Here is a 15,215-nt window from a genome sequence, read left to right on the forward strand (position 1 = left end):
AGGCCTTGGGTGGGGTTGTTAGCTGTTTAATAAGTTAGCCATTGCCCTGGTTATTACCCTATGTTCTTTTGATGTTGCCCTTGGTCATTGTCTCATTAAACGTATTTCTAAAGTTCTGGGTGTTTCCTTATTTTTCTATGTTCACGTAGACTTTGAGACAGCCACTTTGTTTCTTCAGCTTAACCTCCTCATGTGGGCACCAGGTAAGTTTTGATTTTAATCAGGATGCTACGTGCTTAATTACTCCTTTCTTCATGAACTTTATCGGGGGAATTAATTTATAACTTGTTTATTTGTGAATAATAACTTGGTGATTGCATGGTGGGAGTATCAATCTCAGAGTCAAGCATTACCCGTGCGATAATGAGGAGCGCCTTGAAAATACTTGATGAGTATTCAAGCGTTGATGTTGCTATTGTTGGTGCCGGTCCCTCAGGCATGACTGCGGCTTATTACCTGGCAAAGGCTGGTTTGAAGACAATAGTTCTTGAGAGAAGGTTGTCATTTGGTGGTGGTATCGGTGGCGCTGCAAGCCACTTACCAAGCATAGTCATTGAGTACCCAGCCTCTGAGATCCTAAGTAAGGACTTTGGCATTAGGCTTCAGGACATGGGCGATGGATTATTCGCCATTGACCCTGCTGAATTAATTGTCAAGTTGGCTGTTAAGGCTATGGATGCTGGAACAAAGTTCCTTCTTGGAATCCACGTTGAGGATGTTATAACTAGGGACAATCCACCTAGAGTTGCTGGTCTAGCTGTTTATTGGTCAACAATACAGATGGCCAATATGCATACGGACCCGTTCTTCATAGAAGCCAAAGCCGTGGTTGATGCTACGGGGCATGATGCAGAAATCGCTAATGTAACTGCCAGGAAGAATCCTAACATGGGATTGAAGGTACTTGGTGAACGCTCAGCGAATGCCGCAATTGCTGAGGACTTAGTCGTTAAATACACAGGTAAGGTCGTGAATGGCCTTTACGTGACTGGTATGGCCGTTGCTGCCGTTTACGGATTGCCGAGGATGGGGCCAATATTTGGTTCAATGATTATGAGCGGGAAGAGGGTGGCTGAATTAATAATTAATGATTTAAAGTAGTGCATTTTGCATACATAGAATAGTTGAATTTAAAAGTAGAGGGCGTTTCTTGTTTATTAGTATGACGTATACGTTAATAGTGAACTACGCATTAGCGTTTTTGCTTTCATTTTTAGTATCCGGGAATAATTTATCGGCTAATGCTGGAGCTGCCGTGGGTTCTAGGTCAATTGATTATAAATATGCCTTAGTAATTGCGTTACTTGGTTATGTACTTGGATTATGGTTGCAGGGTACTTATATGAAGGCCAATATAGTGAGTGGTGATGCAGCCCTGGTTGCCATGGCAGTTGCCATAATTATATTCATAATTGGTGAGGGAATGAAAGTCCCAATGTCACTAACAGGCTCCTTATACGCAAGCCTAGTCGGTGCTTCATTTGCACTAGGCCACATAATGAGCAATGCAATTTTTGTACTTAGTTATTGGTTATCTCTGCCTATAATAGTAATGTTTCTCTCATATATTCTTTACAAATTTCTTAGCGCATTTTCGAGAATATCATTTAAACACATAAGTATTTATAGGGCATTATCCATACTAACAGTCTTTCTACTCTCATTCTCCTTTGGTGCAAATAACCTTGGATTACTATGGGCATTATTAGGCTTTAGTTATAGAGGCCTATTACTAATAATCATTAGTTCAATGATGGGTGTTTTATTAATTGGTTGGAGAACATTATATAGGCTTAGTACTGGCTTATTCACAATAGGCCCGTTAACCAGCTTTACTGTGCAATTGTTCTCATTTATTGCCATGGAGATCGGCACTCTTTATTCCGTGCCCATGCCCGTCACCGTAACGACATCATTCGGTCTAGTTGGTGTTGGAGCTGCTCATAGATTCAGAATAATAAACCTTAGATACTTCAATGAGTTAATACTCGGCTTTATAGCATCAATAATCGTAGGCCTAATATTTAGCTACCTGCTAATTAAGGTTATTTAAGCAATACCTGTAATCTCGATTAGGTTTTCGGCGGCTTTACGAGACAAGCCCGCTCCTAATATAGTAAATCTATCAGGCCTAACGTTATGTGCCATTGTTAATGCCTCAATTATTATTTCCCTATCAAGACCAAGATCCTTAGCCGTAACGGGTATATTTAAGCTCTGTAGGAACGACCTTATCCTCCTCCACCTCATACCATGTAGATACGCCATCATTATTGCACCAAGTGCCACCTGCTCTCCATGCAGTGCAGGTCTGAACCCCCTTTCCCTCGCTAGTAAATCTATAGCATGACTGAATAGGTGCTCGGAACCACTACACGGCCTTGAGCTACCGGCAATTGCCATAGCGACACCACAACCAAGTAGCGCCTTTACAACTATCCTCACACTCTCCTCGCCATGTATCTTCAACCTATCCCTATTCCTAAGGACTATCAACGCGCTATCCCTTGCAAGGGCTGCGGCGTATTCGCTGAATTCCTCGCCCTTAACTCTAACGGCTAGTTCCCAGTCCTTAACAGCTATTAACTTACCAATCAATTCACCAACACCAGCCAGTAGGTACCTCCTTGGGGCTTCAAGTATTATTGACGTATCTGCAATAATGGCTATTGGAGTTCTCTGAACCTTGCCGAGACCGTACTTATTAAGATCTAACTGAAGTATGTGTGATACATAAGGGCTTGCTATACCGTCGTGAGACGCTATCGTGGGTATTGACACGTATGGTGCATTCATTATGTGAGCCATGGCCTTACCGAAATCAATTATCCTACCACCACCTAGGGCTATTATATAATCAACAATGTGGGCATACTTATTCGATAATTCAATAATTCCCTCAGGACTTATTTCACTAATCTCCTCAACATCACAAATCCTACACTCAATCTTATCAATTAAGTGCTTGCCAAAGTGAGGACCAATGAGAATTAACCCTCTTAATCCATTAAGTCCAATTTTACTTAATATTTCAGGAACCTTACTAATGGCGTTGGGTCCAAATACCACGACTCGGGGAATCTCATACATTTCCAGTGATTTACGTTGTGGTGAAGCCATTACTAGTTAAGGCGAGGTATATGGTAATTTAAACTATTCCTTGCTCTTATCAATAATATGATGCTTAATATCATGAAAACTATGAAACGTATTTATTTGCTAAGTGCCTTGGTGAGCGATTCCACTGTTACTTTCTTCAGGGTTATTATACTGCCATCGATCACAAAGTTGTCATTAATATACTCAACACCATTATTCCTGAGTATGGTTATTAAGTCCGTCGTTGGGTAAACAGTTGCCTTCTTACCCTTTAGTAAACCCAGCTTGGCTGCATAGGCTGGTGTTGCCAGGGGTAGTATCGTTGTTTTACCACCATTTACCGATTGAGTAAGTATTTCCTCAAAAACCTCCTTATTAACCATGGGCTTAATCCTACCAGGTATTTCCTTACCGGTACTGGCGTAGTAGGCCCAATAACCACCTATATAGATCACAGCGTCATAATTACTGAGAATACCCTCACTTAATCCACCTGTGAGATCAATGTCGAAGTTTACATTCACGGATTTACTTACTAACCCCGTACTAACTTCCATACCTAATTGTCTAAGTGCCTGTACCGCCATTGAGTACTCCCCCTTATATGATACATCAGCAACGATTATTAAAGCCTTCATACAAGCCTTCGAAATGTCATACTATTTTAAGTATTTCGCGCCTTGATAGGAAAGAATTATTTACTTGAGCCTCTATTCCTCATTATTAAATCAACAACAAACTTAGCAGCTATCTCAGCATGCTCAAAGGGCTTCGACTGGGGTTTCCTCCTAAAGTCAAGTATATAAACGGTACACTCCCCTGCATTAGCTGCTGCAAAGGCGTAATACCTATTGGCTAATTGATGCATTTCAATATCCTCAGGCGACTCAGACTCTCTATCCCTAAGCCCCACGTCCTTAGCCCTCCTCTCCATTATATCCTTTGGATCAAACTCCATAAGTACAATTGCATCCGGCTTTAACTTCGTTATTATCCTATCAGGAAGACCTGGATAAAAGCCTCCTTGTACTCGAATACTTGCGTGAGTATCTATAATTACATCACCAGGTAGTTTCGCGATCTCCTCAGCAGCAAGCTCCTGAACCTTCCTATACTCCTCAACCGGTAATTTCCTCCTCATATCGTCCCTATTGGTAATTCCATAATGCTTCTTTGCGATCTCAAGCATGTAATCACCATAGTTCACTATCACTATGTCAGGCAGCATCTCCTTAACGAACTTTAACGTTGTTGATTTACCACTACCTGGCACAGCAACAAGTATGATCTTCACGTACTAAGACCACTTTTCATTAATTTTAAATTTTATTACACGGCATTCATCACTATAGACTTTAAATAACACTAAGAAATAATGCCCGTAACTATATACTAATTAAGTCCCTAATTCTATCAAACCTCTCCAAGCCTTGTGGCTTATTATTCATTAAGATCAAGAGTCATTGAGTACTTAAGGGTATCTATGGTAAGGACCTCAATATTAGGATTAGTAGCTCTAAGGCACTAAGGATCGTGATACGGAGAAGTGAGATATTCATAAGGGGGATTGAACAGAATAAAAAGACATACTTAGCCCGAAATAAATTACCTTAAATTAACTTTAAATAAATATGTCATAAAAATACCCCGTGGTAATACGCGTATTAATGCTCAGTTGGGAATATCCACCCCATATGGTTGGTGGATTAGGAAGGCATGTTTATCACATTACTAGGCATTTGATTAGGGATGGTGTTGATACCACTGTGATGAGTATATCACTACCTGGCGTATCACCTTCTGAGGAAGTCGATGGAGTTCACGTTAGGCGAGTTGATCCATTTAGGTTTCGATCAACCGGCTTCATTACGTGGGTATTGAATTTCAATGAGGAGATGATTGAGGATGCCCTTAGACTATATGATGAGTGGGAGTTTGATTTAATTCATGTCCATGATTGGTTAACGGGACCTGCTGGAATAGTGCTCAAGCATGTATTACGTAAGCCCTTAATAGCTACGATACATGCTACCGAGGTTGGTAGGCGCAGTGGTATTCATAATGAGGAGCAGTTCATAATTCATTCATGGGAGTGGAGAACTACTTACGAAGCCTGGAAGGTCATTGTTTGCAGTAATTACATGCTTAATGAGGTCTCCACAGTGCATGGGGTTCCAAAGGATAAATTGATAATGATCCCCAATGGCATTGATGTATCCTACATAGACTCGGTGAGCGTGAAGCCTGGCTTCAGGGACCTCTATGCAATGCCTAGTGAAAGGATTATAGTTTTTGTCGGTAGGTTAGTTCATGAGAAAGGACCTGACCTGGTACTGACAGCATTTAAGGAGTTGCTTAAGTGGGATTGGAATTTGAAGCTTCTTATTGTTGGTGATGGACCAATGAGGGAGTACTTGATGGGGCTCGTCCATGACTGGAATATTTGGAATAAGGTTTACTTCACTGGTAGGGTTGATGATGAGACATTATACTCAATATTAAAGGTCTCAGACCTGGCAATACTACCCAGTAGGTACGAACCCTTTGGAATAACAATACTCGAGGCCATGGCCGCAGGTTTAGCGGTAATCACGACCAGGGTTGGCGGGCCTGATGAGATCGTGCGTGACTGGTATAACGGCGTTAAAGTAACACCTAACAACGTTGATGAGATAATTAATGCGGCCAAGATATTGCTTAGTAATGATGAATTAAGGAAGAACATAGCAAGGAATGCGAGGGAATCCGTAAGTCGTTGGTACAGCTGGCGGTCGATTGCCCGTTGGACGAAGAAGGTTTATCAAGACGTGCTTGAGGAATACAGTAATAGTAAATGGACCACACTATGGTTAAAATAATAGATTAGAGCATACGGGTAGAAGAGATAGGAAAATGTAAGGGAAAAGGGATAGAATTTTGACGTAATTAATTTATTAGCAATTTGATTAACCACCCCGCATTGGTGTGCTTGAACCACTGGATGAACCACTAGAACTCGAACTGCTGGAACTACTTGAGCTACTTGATGAGCTGCTCGACATTGATGTGCTCTGCATCATGGATGAGGTCATTGTGTAGACCGGCATCTGCTGTGGTGCTTCGAAGACCCACGGTACTGGCTTTATGAACTTTATGAACATAGTACCATTGCCAAAGTGCGTCCAGGGATCTGGGAAGGCGTAATGACCGCCTATGTAGACTGTCCCATTGAACATGCCGCCTAACCATGTCCAGCTCGTCCAATTAACACCAGGTGCCGTGTACACATAGGTCAGTATGCCTTGCGGCTTTCCGTTCGAGTTTACGAAGGTTATTGTTGGTGTTATTTGGCCGTTAACCTCAAAGGCGAAGGTGTATATTGGCACGTAACCGCTCGGGCTTGGCGGTGGTGGTATGTCGTAGTCGGCCATTAGCACTAGGCTAATGCTTAAAACCATCCATAAACCATTGTTTACCCCGCGGCCGTAGTCTAGCCTGGTCTAGGATGGCGGCCTGCCGAGCCGCAGAACCCGGGTCGAATCCTGGCCGGTTTACCAGTTTCTATTTCTTTTGTGCTTTTGCTTTTTTATTTGTTGTTGTGTTTGATGAAGGGGAGAGAAAGAGAAAAAATATATTTTTACTGGCCCGTGGGTTTGGGCGGGTTATTTGCCGACATCTGTGCAGCCGAGCTTCCTCATGGCGTTAGCAAACCTCCATTTCTCCTCGATGCTGTCGCTAGGTAACTCCTCATACCACTCAAGTAGGCGATTGCAGACTGGCTCCCTTAGCTCCGGTTTACTTTGAATTTCCGAATGAAGTATCGCAACCTCGTAGTACCTTCCAGCCACACGCAATGACGACTCACAACCAGCCCTCCTAAGCTCCTCAATTATCCACAACGCCTCATCCTTGCTCTTCCTCCTCGCCCTAAGCTCAACCCTACATTGACCATCGATGCATATGGTCATGCGTATGTCCGTCCCAGGTATCGTAATTGAACTACTGCCCAACTCCTTAATCTCCATGTTGGCAAGCTCGATTATCCTCTTGAGCTTTTCACCGCCGGGCAAGCTTGCGCCAAGCTCGATCAACTCCTTGATGTCCTGCACCGAGAGCCAATCCCTGGCCAGCCTAACGGCATTGCTCGAATTAATCCCAACCTCGGCCTTGTAATCTCTTATTTTCATCGTGAAGCCCAGCTCGTTGACTAGTCTCTCGATTATGCCTAGCCACAGCTCGTACTTAGCTAAGCCTATTATCAACTTCACATACCTCTCACCAACATTAACATCACCATCACCCCAAACCGCCGGTGCCAAGAACACTCTGAGCTTCTCCTCATCAAAGTTCCTGACCTCCTTTGCAACCACCTTCTTCGGCTTCGCCTTGTGGTCCTTGGCAATTAAATGCCACATGATTGATGCGCCATCCCCATTTATGTTTATGCTGTTTATGTACATGTGGATTTTACCAGGGTAAGCAAGCGACCACAGGACCACCTGCCAAGGCTGGCTCGTACCCATTGCTGAATGACCATTCATAATACCTCCATCCGTTATTTCCCAACCGCGTTGGATGGCCTTTAGGGCTTCCTCATCGCTAAAGGTGTTGGTCACCCTGACGTCATCTCCCTCGAGCTTAGATAGCGATAGGCTTATCGTGATGCTTCCGCTCTTAGCGACCTTACTCACTATGACCGCTATATCTTCATTATATAGGTGCACCGTGAGCGACCTATTGCTGTCGTTCCCACCGGTCACGATTATGTCTGTTGCGTTCTTCTCGAGCATCTCCATCAGTTCGAGGAGTCGTTTCCAGTACTTCTCGACCCATTTCTTCTTGAGCTTCCTCAACAGCTTAATCATTTTCTTAGCGATTTTCTTGGCCTCCTTGATCTTTTTGCCCTTGTCATTCTTATGCTCCTCGAGCCAACGCTCGAGCAAATTGATCAACTCGCCTATGAATGCAGCAGTCCCGAGCTTGCCCCTATGCACCTCAACTCTCCTCCTCAACTCATCGACCAACTCCAGAACCTCCTTGATAACGGCCTCATCCGTGACCGGCTCCTTGCAAACGAGCCTTTTTCCTCGCCTAACACCCCAGCAAATCCTCAAGTCATTAACCTGAGCCATAGCCAATTAAACAACTCAATGCATGGATTCTTTAAAAACCTTCCCATTTTATTAGAAAGAATTAGATAGAGTTCAGCGAAAGTTTTGGTTCACTCACTGGCTTTGGTTAAGACCCGCATTTGCTGTGGAGCGTATTGAATATTCACCAGCAAGCACATACGGAAACTGCGCGAATAAAATTCTACAAAGCCTAGGCAGTGCATGATCAACCCCAAGGTGGAATAAGTTGAATATGATAATACACACCCCAATTCACCAAGCATCCAAACCTCTGAGACGGTAATTAACTGGCATATGGCGTGGATAGCTCAGCCCGGTAAAGCGGCGCTTGCAGATCTTATGACCTTTATAACCTTATCTATCTTATTTTCATTAGGAATAAAGTTGTATGTGCTCAGCATTGTTCCATTGGTAAACTCCGCATATGTACCTGGTGGAACTACCACCTTTATATTGCCCACCTGCAATGTGTAGCTTTGTCCTGATGCCGCATTTACGGTTACAGTCTCTCCACCAACCAAGACAAATGCTGGCGTATTGCCATAGTATGGCGCGCCAAACCCTACCTCCGACATTGTATCGCTTTCTAGGGGCACCAGTGTGAAGTCCATGGTTTCATTGATTATCTGCCACATAGAGGTTGATGGATTATACATGAAGTAGGCTGTTATGCTCACATGCATATCATAAAGCGCTGGGTAACCCTTCTGACCCGGTGCTACCCACCCTAAGAACACCGTATCGTTGGCAGTCACCGTGGCAACACCCTCACTTGGGTTTAGCGTTATTGATACCACGGGTGGTATTGCCGTGCCGTTAGCCAGTAGGTTCTGCACGTAGTCAGCCACAAATATGAAGTAACTGTCCCAGGTGTTGAAGAAGCCCTCAATACTATTGATGCCTTGGTACATGCCACCCATAAGCCCTGGTGGTAGCTGGCCCTCCACCGTCAACGTGGCTGTTGGCGCAAAGTACTGGGCTATCACGCTTGATGGGAATTCGGCGCCCATGCCGTTTATTTGGGATAGGAACTCCTCAAGAACTACATTGGCCTCTAGGGTGTGTTGTGATGGATAGCCCGCTATTACTGCTGATGGTGGTAGTTCATTACCAACCCACATTAGTTGCGTGATTAATGGTGTCTCGTTTACTATCCTTATCGTTGCAATTACTGATGCATTGAAGACCTGTAGGTAGACTGGGTCGTTGGTTGGTGCTACGAAGTACTGAACAACAGCAGATACCTGGAACGTATCATTACCCATCTTCATGACCGTCGGTAGTGCTGTTGTGTAGAAGTACACTGTTTCATAGGTGCTGAAGAAGTTGGAGAGCCATGTTGAGTTGAAGGTTTCGTAATTGTACGTACCTGGGAATGGAACACCGCTTATATAGGCTGTGAAGCTTGGTGATAGGTATGGCAGTACATCTGATGGTGATTCTATCGCTATTCCATCGAGGAAGTTGAAGAACACGCCTAAAGCGCTGTCCTCCTTATACAGTTCTGGTACGTGTCCTGACCCACTACTATTAGTAGTGGTGCTTGCGGATAGAGTGGCTTGTGTAGTTAATGTTGGCTGAGCCTTTGTGGGTTTTAAGGTTAGTGTTATTAGTACGGCAGCCACTACCACTATCGCTATTATCCCAACCACCATGCCTATTGTGGTTTTGGACGTCATTGCCCATTGGGATACGATGACATTAAAAGAGATTTTTCGAGATTCATTATAATTTTGTTACAAATCTCTTGCATTTTCAATAATGCACATGTGCGATACACCTTATTAACGCATGCAGTAATGATAACAGCACCATATGGAAAGTGCGGTTGAGCATAACGTGGGTATGAGGGAAACCAAAGCTTATAAGTTACTAAATGGGTATATGATCGAGCTAATGGTAGAGTATGAGAGAGATTTAAAGAAGATTTTAATATGGTTGTTGGGAGGGACGAGGGGTGGGACAATGAGATTGAAAATATTAATGCTCCTAAGGAGGAGACCCATGAACCCTAACCAATTGGCTAGGGCGCTAAATGTTAATTACAGGACGATAATGCACCATCTAGAAGTTCCCGAGAGAAATGGGCTTGTTGTGAAGATGAATAGTAATTATGGTGCGCCTTACTTCATAAGTGATAAGCTTGATAAGAATTGGAATGTTATTGAGGATGTTATGAGGATCCTTGGCATTGAGGGTGAGGAGTGATGCATGTCATGTGGTACATAGACATAGCGTTGGCTGTGGTTCAGGCATTAATTACAGTATTAATTATAAGGAATTACGCGAGCATTGGCTTTAAGGGGTTAGGGAAGTTGCTTATCTCATTGTCGATCATGCTCCTCATCGAGAGTTTATTCATGACAACCGTCTACTATGTATGGGCTATCAATGATATGGGCATGCTGATATCACTACCTGCATTAATGATAACTTTATTCAACGTTGTAGCGGTATTCATACTCTACTTAATATCTAGGATGTGATAGAATTATTGATTTCATACTGTGCGCCGAGGAAAGAAAATCTTATAAGGGATGTGTTAGGACCATGCATGAATGCCCAAGGAAGTAAAGGCTAGAGCACATACATGGTATGAAGTGGATTACGATAAAGGAACCATAAAGTTCCTAAGGAGAATATGCCCAAGGTGTGGCTCTGTAATGGCTTATCACAAGGTACCTGTGCCTAGGTGGGCATGTGGAAAGTGCGGTTATACAATATTTGAGCAGGTAAGGAGATAAAAACTGGTTAAAGGCATTATTTATATCCCCATTTTACGGCATTATTTAATGTGAAGATCAAGGAGATCAAGATCCGAGTCTTTAGGTCCGGTCTTGAAATCCCCGACTTTGGTTCGGCCAATGATATGGTTGTTGTTAAGGTTATTGGTGAGGATAGTAGTGAGGGTATAGGCTACGTGACTGATTACCACCATATTAAGGAAGGCGTTTACTTCTCAGACCTACTTGCGGAATTCATTCAAAGGGTTATAGCTAGGTTCGTTGTTGGAAGAGACACTACTGAATACGAAGCCATTTGGGATGAGAATCACCCAGGCCTGACACCGCAGGAGAGGAATTGGCTCAATCACTTCCTAAGTCTTGGTTATGTAGATGCATTTAGGGAGCTGCACCCAGGGCTTAAGCTGTATACCTGCTTACTTTGACTGCTCTCGACCCATCGCTTACTAGGACGTTCCACCTTCCCTAATAGAATCTAAGTAAAGGAAACTTACGCATTGCCTAGGTTTTGTAGAATTTTGTTCGCGCAGTTTCTATATGCGCTTGCTGGCGAATTTTCAAGTTAATGTGTGGGTTGTTTAGATAATGCCTATGGTTTTGTTGGGGTTTTGGGTGATGCCTGATGGTGCTCGCTTCTCATGGTGGTTTGTTGGCTTGAGCCTCCATTATTTCGGTGGCTTAACCAAAACCAGGGAGCAAGCCGAAACTTTTGCTGAACTCTCTACTTATTCTCTCAATCATACTTAGAATGTTTTTTAAAGTGTTCATGCATTGATTTGTTTGATGTCTTTGGCTCAAGTGAATACCGAGAAGTTGAGGATTTGTTGGGGTGTTAGGAGGGGTAGGAGGTTTGTCTGTGGTGAGCCTGTGGCTGATGAGGCTGTGATTAGGGAGGTTCTTGAGCTTGTTGAGGAGTTGAGGAGGAGGATTGAGAGGCATAGGGACAAGCTTGGGACTGCCGTATTCATAGAAGAGCTCATTGATTTATTGGAGAGGTGGCTCGAGGAGCATAAGGAGGACAAAGGCAAGAGGGTGAAGGAGGCCAAGAAGATCGCTAGGAAGATGATCAAGCTATTGAGGAAGTTGAGGAGGAAATGGGTCGAGAGGTACTGGAGGCAGTTTATGGAGTTGATGGATTTACTCGAGAGGAATGCCACAGATATAATAGTGACTGGTAAAAACAACGGCGAGAGGTCACTCATGGTGCACCTATATAACAAGGACGTGGCAATTAATATAAATAAGATTGCGAAGAACAGAAACATCGCGATAAACCTAACGCTGTCTAAGCTCGAAGGAGATGATGTCAAGGTGACCAACACCTTCAGCGATAAGGAGTTACTAAAGGCTGTCCAACGCGGTTGGGAGATGACGGATGGGAGTATTATGAGTGGTCACCCAGCAATGGGCACCGCACAACCATGGCAAGTGGTTTTGTGGGCACTTACCTACCCTGGCGAAGTCCACATGTTCATAGATGGCATAAGTATAAATGAGGATGATGTCTCAATCAAGTGGCATTTAATCGCCAATGACCACAGGGCGAAGCCGAAGAGAGAGGTCGCAGAGGAGGTTGAAAAACTCAACATTGAGAGGCTCAAGGCATTCCTGGCACCGGCTGTTTGGAGCGATGGCGATGTCAACGTTAGTAAGAGGTACGTGAGGTTGATAATGGGCCTAGCCAAGTACGATTTGTGGCTTGGCATCATTGAGAGGTTGGTTAATGAGTTGGGCTTCACGATGTACCCAAGGGAGAACAGTGTCGAGGTTGCGGTTAATTCGAGCAAGGCTGTTAGGCTGGCCAGGGATTGGTTGGCAGTGCCAGACATCAGGGAGCTCATCGAGTTAGGCGCAAGCCTTGGCGGCGAGAAGCTCAAGCGAATAATCGAGCTAGCTTCGAAGGATGTTAGAGAGTTGGGTGGCAGCTCAATCAATATCCCTGGGACGGATATAAGGATGAGCATCCACATCGATGGTCATTGCAAGGTAGAGCTTAGAGCAAAGAGAAAGAGTGAGGATGAGACTTTGAAATTAGTTGGGGAGCTCGAGAAAGCCGGTTACAAACCAACGATGTACGTCGAGAGAGGTTATTACGTGGTCTCGATAATGCACGCGAAGATAAGGGACAGCCCATTGAGGGATCCAGTATGCCAAAAGCTGGGCGTGTGGCTTGAGGGCGAAAAGAACGAGAGGAGGAAGAAAAGGATAGCAATGGCAATGCAAAACCTCGAATGCCCAGAATACCCAGACAACACCTAACCCGCCCAAACCCACGGGCCAATCAAACTCTTTCTTTTCTTTCCCTTCTTCCCTTCCTCATCCAAACCAAGAAAGAGAAAAGGCACAATGAATGGAGCCCAGCAAGGACACCATCTCAGCACCAGCCCTAACCAATCTAGAGGCGTTTTTCAGGGCGTCCCTAACGCCGGTTTCGTATGTCATGAATGGCATGTCCGCTATGAGTAGGGCCTTGGGCCTCGCCCTAGCCACCGCGGCTACGTGAATGAGCATGTCCCTGAGCGTGACCTTAAGCGTATTTTCGGTGGGTCATGTTGGTGGTATCACGGAATGGCTTAGGGTTTGGGCTTTGGCTAGGACTTACGGGATACCTGTATCGCCTCATTTAATGCCAATCGTTAGTGCGCACCTTGTTGCAGCTAAGCCTGGCACCATGTGGATAGAGTATACAGCTCCTGATAACCCATTAAGGAGCGCTATTTTTGACGTGTTCGAGGAGCCTAAGTCAATAATGTATGCAAAGAATGGTAAGGTCTACGTACCGGAGACACCGGGCATAGGCATAAAACTAAAACCACAACATCAATTCTGAATAGCGCGGTAAAATTATTTTACTAAAAGCCTTAGCGTTAAATTAATGGACTTAAGGAAATACATAGCTGACTTAAGGAGCGCAGGTATGTTAAAACTCATTAACGAGGAATTAAGTATTAACTATGAAATACCTTACGTAATCACGAAGTTCGACAAAGGACCTGCCCTAGAATTTACTAATGTGCGTGAGTTCAGGACTGCCCATGTTGTAGGTAATGTCGTTAATACTAGGGATAAGATATACAGGGCTCTCAATGTGAAAAGTGACGTTGAATTTTATAAGAAACTTCTTTGGGCTGAGGAGGTTGCTTCTTCGTATAAGACCATGGAAACAAACAACGTGGTTTATGAACCATTACCCAATGTTGATTTAACGAGGATACCCATACCTAGGTACTTTGAGTTAGAGCCAGGGCCTTGCTTAACGAGTGCCGTTGTTGTTGGAATGGATACCAAAGACGGCATTTTAAACGCAAGCATTCATAGACTTACCCCAATAGGGCCTGATAAGTTTGTTATTAGGCTTGTACCTAGGCATTTATACAGAATATACGTGAGGAATAGGGAGCTTGGTAAGGACACGCCCATATCAATTTCATGGGGTTTACACCCAGCCCTACTACTTGCTGCTGCATCATCACCATCCTTTGGAATCTTCGAATTAAATATTGCGAATGCATTGCTAGACGGTTCACTCAGGATCAAGGTCTTAGATAATGGAGTACCTGCGCCTGCGTATGCTGAGGTCGTTATGGAGGGCTACATATCAGCTAGGGAAACAACTAAGGAGGGCCCCTGTATGGACGTACTCGGTACTTATGATGAAGTTAGGGAACAACCTGTTGTTAGAATAACAAGAATCTATATAAGGAGAGACAGCCCATTAATCGCACAGGCATTGGTGGCTGGTTATTCTGAGCATAAACTCTTAATGGGAATTGAGAAGGAGGCAAAGATTTGGCAGTTCGTTAGTAATGTTGTGCCTGAGGTTAAGGCTGTTAGGCTGACCGATGGTGGATGCGGATGGTTACACGCAGTTGTGGCCATTAGGAAGCAGAGCGATGGTGATCCTAAGAACGCAATTATGGCAGCCTTTACTGCGCATCCAAGCCTTAAGCATGTCGTAATTGTTGATGAAGACATAAATGTAGATGACCTAAATGAGATTGAGTGGGCGATTGCAACGAGATTCAGGGCTGATGAGGACTTAGTACTCATTAAGTACGCTAGGGGATCTACCCTCGATCCTGTGGCTCTTGATCCCGTACAGGGCATAACCACTAAGATGGGTATTGATGCCACAAGACCTCTCAATTCCGATATTAATAGATTTAAGAGAGGCATTATTCCTGCTTCTATTGATTTAAATAAAATAAAATTGGAGTAGGTATACGTTTACTTTACGTATACATCTTATCATTTAATGCAT

Annotated in this window: 17 protein-coding genes and 1 pseudogene; 10 read left to right on the plus strand and 8 right to left on the minus strand. The window is 43.9% G+C overall.

Annotated features, from left to right (window positions below; translation table 11 throughout):
• Positions 1 to 318: 318 nt before the first annotated feature.
• Both ACP5L5_RS02235 and ACP5L5_RS02240 read left to right on the plus strand, forming a co-directional pair.
• Entirely contained in the window at positions 319 to 1,101 is a 783-nt protein-coding gene (locus ACP5L5_RS02235; protein WP_428761308.1) for a sulfide-dependent adenosine diphosphate thiazole synthase, read from the plus strand.
• A 61-nt stretch (positions 1,102 to 1,162) separates the two neighbouring features.
• Entirely contained in the window at positions 1,163 to 2,053 is an 891-nt protein-coding gene (locus tag ACP5L5_RS02240; RefSeq protein ID WP_428761310.1) for an inorganic phosphate transporter, read from the plus strand.
• Here ACP5L5_RS02240 and ACP5L5_RS02245 read toward each other — a convergent pair.
• From ACP5L5_RS02245 to ACP5L5_RS02255, 3 genes are all read right to left on the minus strand, one after another.
• Complete coding sequence (locus tag ACP5L5_RS02245) at positions 2,050 to 3,120, minus strand: sn-glycerol-1-phosphate dehydrogenase (RefSeq protein ID WP_048056852.1); 1,071 nt, start codon at positions 3,118 to 3,120, stop codon at positions 2,050 to 2,052. The genes ACP5L5_RS02240 and ACP5L5_RS02245 overlap by 4 nt on opposite strands.
• A 92-nt stretch (positions 3,121 to 3,212) precedes the next feature.
• Positions 3,213 to 3,737, minus strand: coding sequence for a DJ-1/PfpI family protein (locus ACP5L5_RS02250; RefSeq protein WP_428761311.1), 525 nt, complete (start codon positions 3,735 to 3,737; stop codon positions 3,213 to 3,215).
• 56 nt (positions 3,738 to 3,793) lie between these two features.
• Entirely contained in the window at positions 3,794 to 4,393 is a 600-nt protein-coding gene (locus ACP5L5_RS02255) for an adenylate kinase (protein ID WP_428761313.1), read from the minus strand.
• A 355-nt stretch (positions 4,394 to 4,748) separates the two neighbouring features.
• Here ACP5L5_RS02255 and ACP5L5_RS02260 point away from each other — a divergent pair, with 355 nt between their 5' ends.
• A complete protein-coding gene (locus ACP5L5_RS02260; protein WP_428761315.1) occupies positions 4,749 to 5,957 on the plus strand; it encodes a glycosyltransferase family 4 protein in 1,209 nt (402 codons plus the stop codon).
• Between the two features lie 87 nt (positions 5,958 to 6,044).
• Here the strand turns inward: ACP5L5_RS02260 and ACP5L5_RS02265 are convergent, their stop codons facing one another.
• From ACP5L5_RS02265 to ACP5L5_RS02280, 4 genes are all read right to left on the minus strand, one after another.
• The gene (locus tag ACP5L5_RS02265; protein WP_428761317.1) at positions 6,045 to 6,536 is read right to left on the minus strand and encodes a hypothetical protein; all 492 of its coding nucleotides are present in this window, start codon (positions 6,534 to 6,536) and stop codon (positions 6,045 to 6,047) included.
• 204 nt (positions 6,537 to 6,740) lie between these two features.
• Positions 6,741 to 8,210, minus strand: a complete 1,470-nt coding sequence (locus ACP5L5_RS02270; protein ID WP_428761510.1) for a hypothetical protein — start codon at positions 8,208 to 8,210, stop codon at positions 6,741 to 6,743.
• Positions 8,211 to 8,303: 93 nt separating this feature from the next.
• Positions 8,304 to 8,456, minus strand: a complete 153-nt coding sequence (locus tag ACP5L5_RS02275) for a hypothetical protein (protein ID WP_428761319.1) — start codon at positions 8,454 to 8,456, stop codon at positions 8,304 to 8,306.
• Between the two features lie 62 nt (positions 8,457 to 8,518).
• Positions 8,519 to 9,889 carry a hypothetical protein gene (locus tag ACP5L5_RS02280; protein WP_428761320.1) on the minus strand — a complete coding sequence of 457 codons (1,371 nt, stop codon included), beginning with the start codon at positions 9,887 to 9,889 and terminating at the stop codon, positions 8,519 to 8,521.
• A 217-nt stretch (positions 9,890 to 10,106) separates the two neighbouring features.
• Here ACP5L5_RS02280 and ACP5L5_RS02285 point away from each other — a divergent pair, with 217 nt between their 5' ends.
• From ACP5L5_RS02285 to ACP5L5_RS02305, 5 genes are all read left to right on the plus strand, one after another.
• Positions 10,107 to 10,418 (plus strand): ArsR/SmtB family transcription factor, encoded by a 312-nt coding sequence (locus ACP5L5_RS02285; protein ID WP_428761321.1) that lies wholly within the window; start codon positions 10,107 to 10,109, stop codon positions 10,416 to 10,418.
• On the plus strand, positions 10,418 to 10,696 hold the full coding sequence (locus tag ACP5L5_RS02290) for a hypothetical protein (protein WP_428761323.1): 279 nt from the start codon (positions 10,418 to 10,420) through the stop codon (positions 10,694 to 10,696). The genes ACP5L5_RS02285 and ACP5L5_RS02290 overlap by 1 nt, the downstream gene beginning before the upstream one ends.
• A 72-nt stretch (positions 10,697 to 10,768) precedes the next feature.
• The gene (locus tag ACP5L5_RS02295) at positions 10,769 to 10,954 is read left to right on the plus strand and encodes a 30S ribosomal protein S27ae (protein WP_428761324.1); all 186 of its coding nucleotides are present in this window, start codon (positions 10,769 to 10,771) and stop codon (positions 10,952 to 10,954) included.
• A gap of 50 nt (positions 10,955 to 11,004) precedes the next feature.
• Complete coding sequence (locus tag ACP5L5_RS02300; protein ID WP_428761325.1) at positions 11,005 to 11,379, plus strand: hypothetical protein; 375 nt, start codon at positions 11,005 to 11,007, stop codon at positions 11,377 to 11,379.
• Positions 11,380 to 11,737: 358 nt separating this feature from the next.
• Positions 11,738 to 13,213 (plus strand): hypothetical protein, encoded by a 1,476-nt coding sequence (locus tag ACP5L5_RS02305; protein ID WP_428761327.1) that lies wholly within the window; start codon positions 11,738 to 11,740, stop codon positions 13,211 to 13,213.
• A 90-nt stretch (positions 13,214 to 13,303) separates the two neighbouring features.
• On the opposite strand, the pseudogene ACP5L5_RS02310 reads toward ACP5L5_RS02305, so the two are convergent.
• Positions 13,304 to 13,492 (minus strand): annotated as a pseudogene (locus tag ACP5L5_RS02310) (3-methyl-2-oxobutanoate hydroxymethyltransferase); the annotation flags it as partial.
• On the opposite strand from ACP5L5_RS02310, the gene ACP5L5_RS02315 reads away from it, so the two are divergent.
• Both ACP5L5_RS02315 and ACP5L5_RS02320 read left to right on the plus strand, forming a co-directional pair.
• On the plus strand, positions 13,464 to 13,784 hold the full coding sequence (locus tag ACP5L5_RS02315; protein WP_428761329.1) for an enolase C-terminal domain-like protein: 321 nt from the start codon (positions 13,464 to 13,466) through the stop codon (positions 13,782 to 13,784). The pseudogene ACP5L5_RS02310 and the gene ACP5L5_RS02315 overlap by 29 nt on opposite strands.
• A 45-nt stretch (positions 13,785 to 13,829) precedes the next feature.
• Entirely contained in the window at positions 13,830 to 15,173 is a 1,344-nt protein-coding gene (locus tag ACP5L5_RS02320; RefSeq protein ID WP_428761331.1) for a UbiD family decarboxylase, read from the plus strand.
• The last annotated feature ends 42 nt before the right edge of the window (positions 15,174 to 15,215 follow it).

This window comes from Vulcanisaeta sp. (assembly GCF_049966235.1).
Classification (GTDB): Archaea; Thermoproteota; Thermoprotei; order Thermoproteales; family Thermocladiaceae; genus Vulcanisaeta; species Vulcanisaeta moutnovskia.

Coding starts and splice junctions, on each gene's coding strand:
- ACP5L5_RS02235 (WP_428761308.1), top strand. CDS start 319: ATGGTGGGAGTATCAATCTCAGAGTCAAGCATTACCCGTGCGATAATG.
- ACP5L5_RS02240 (WP_428761310.1), top strand. CDS start 1,163: ATGACGTATACGTTAATAGTGAACTACGCATTAGCGTTTTTGCTTTCA.
- ACP5L5_RS02245 (WP_048056852.1), bottom strand. CDS start 3,120: ATGGCTTCACCACAACGTAAATCACTGGAAATGTATGAGATTCCCCGA.
- ACP5L5_RS02250 (WP_428761311.1), bottom strand. CDS start 3,737: ATGAAGGCTTTAATAATCGTTGCTGATGTATCATATAAGGGGGAGTAC.
- ACP5L5_RS02265 (WP_428761317.1), bottom strand. CDS start 6,536: ATGGTTTTAAGCATTAGCCTAGTGCTAATGGCCGACTACGACATACCA.
- ACP5L5_RS02270 (WP_428761510.1), bottom strand. CDS start 8,210: ATGGCTCAGGTTAATGACTTGAGGATTTGCTGGGGTGTTAGGCGAGGA.
- ACP5L5_RS02280 (WP_428761320.1), bottom strand. CDS start 9,889: ATGACGTCCAAAACCACAATAGGCATGGTGGTTGGGATAATAGCGATA.
- ACP5L5_RS02285 (WP_428761321.1), top strand. CDS start 10,107: ATGGTAGAGTATGAGAGAGATTTAAAGAAGATTTTAATATGGTTGTTG.
- ACP5L5_RS02290 (WP_428761323.1), top strand. CDS start 10,418: ATGCATGTCATGTGGTACATAGACATAGCGTTGGCTGTGGTTCAGGCA.
- ACP5L5_RS02295 (WP_428761324.1), top strand. CDS start 10,769: ATGCCCAAGGAAGTAAAGGCTAGAGCACATACATGGTATGAAGTGGAT.
- ACP5L5_RS02305 (WP_428761327.1), top strand. CDS start 11,738: ATGTCTTTGGCTCAAGTGAATACCGAGAAGTTGAGGATTTGTTGGGGT.
- ACP5L5_RS02315 (WP_428761329.1), top strand. CDS start 13,464: ATGTCCCTGAGCGTGACCTTAAGCGTATTTTCGGTGGGTCATGTTGGT.
- ACP5L5_RS02320 (WP_428761331.1), top strand. CDS start 13,830: ATGGACTTAAGGAAATACATAGCTGACTTAAGGAGCGCAGGTATGTTA.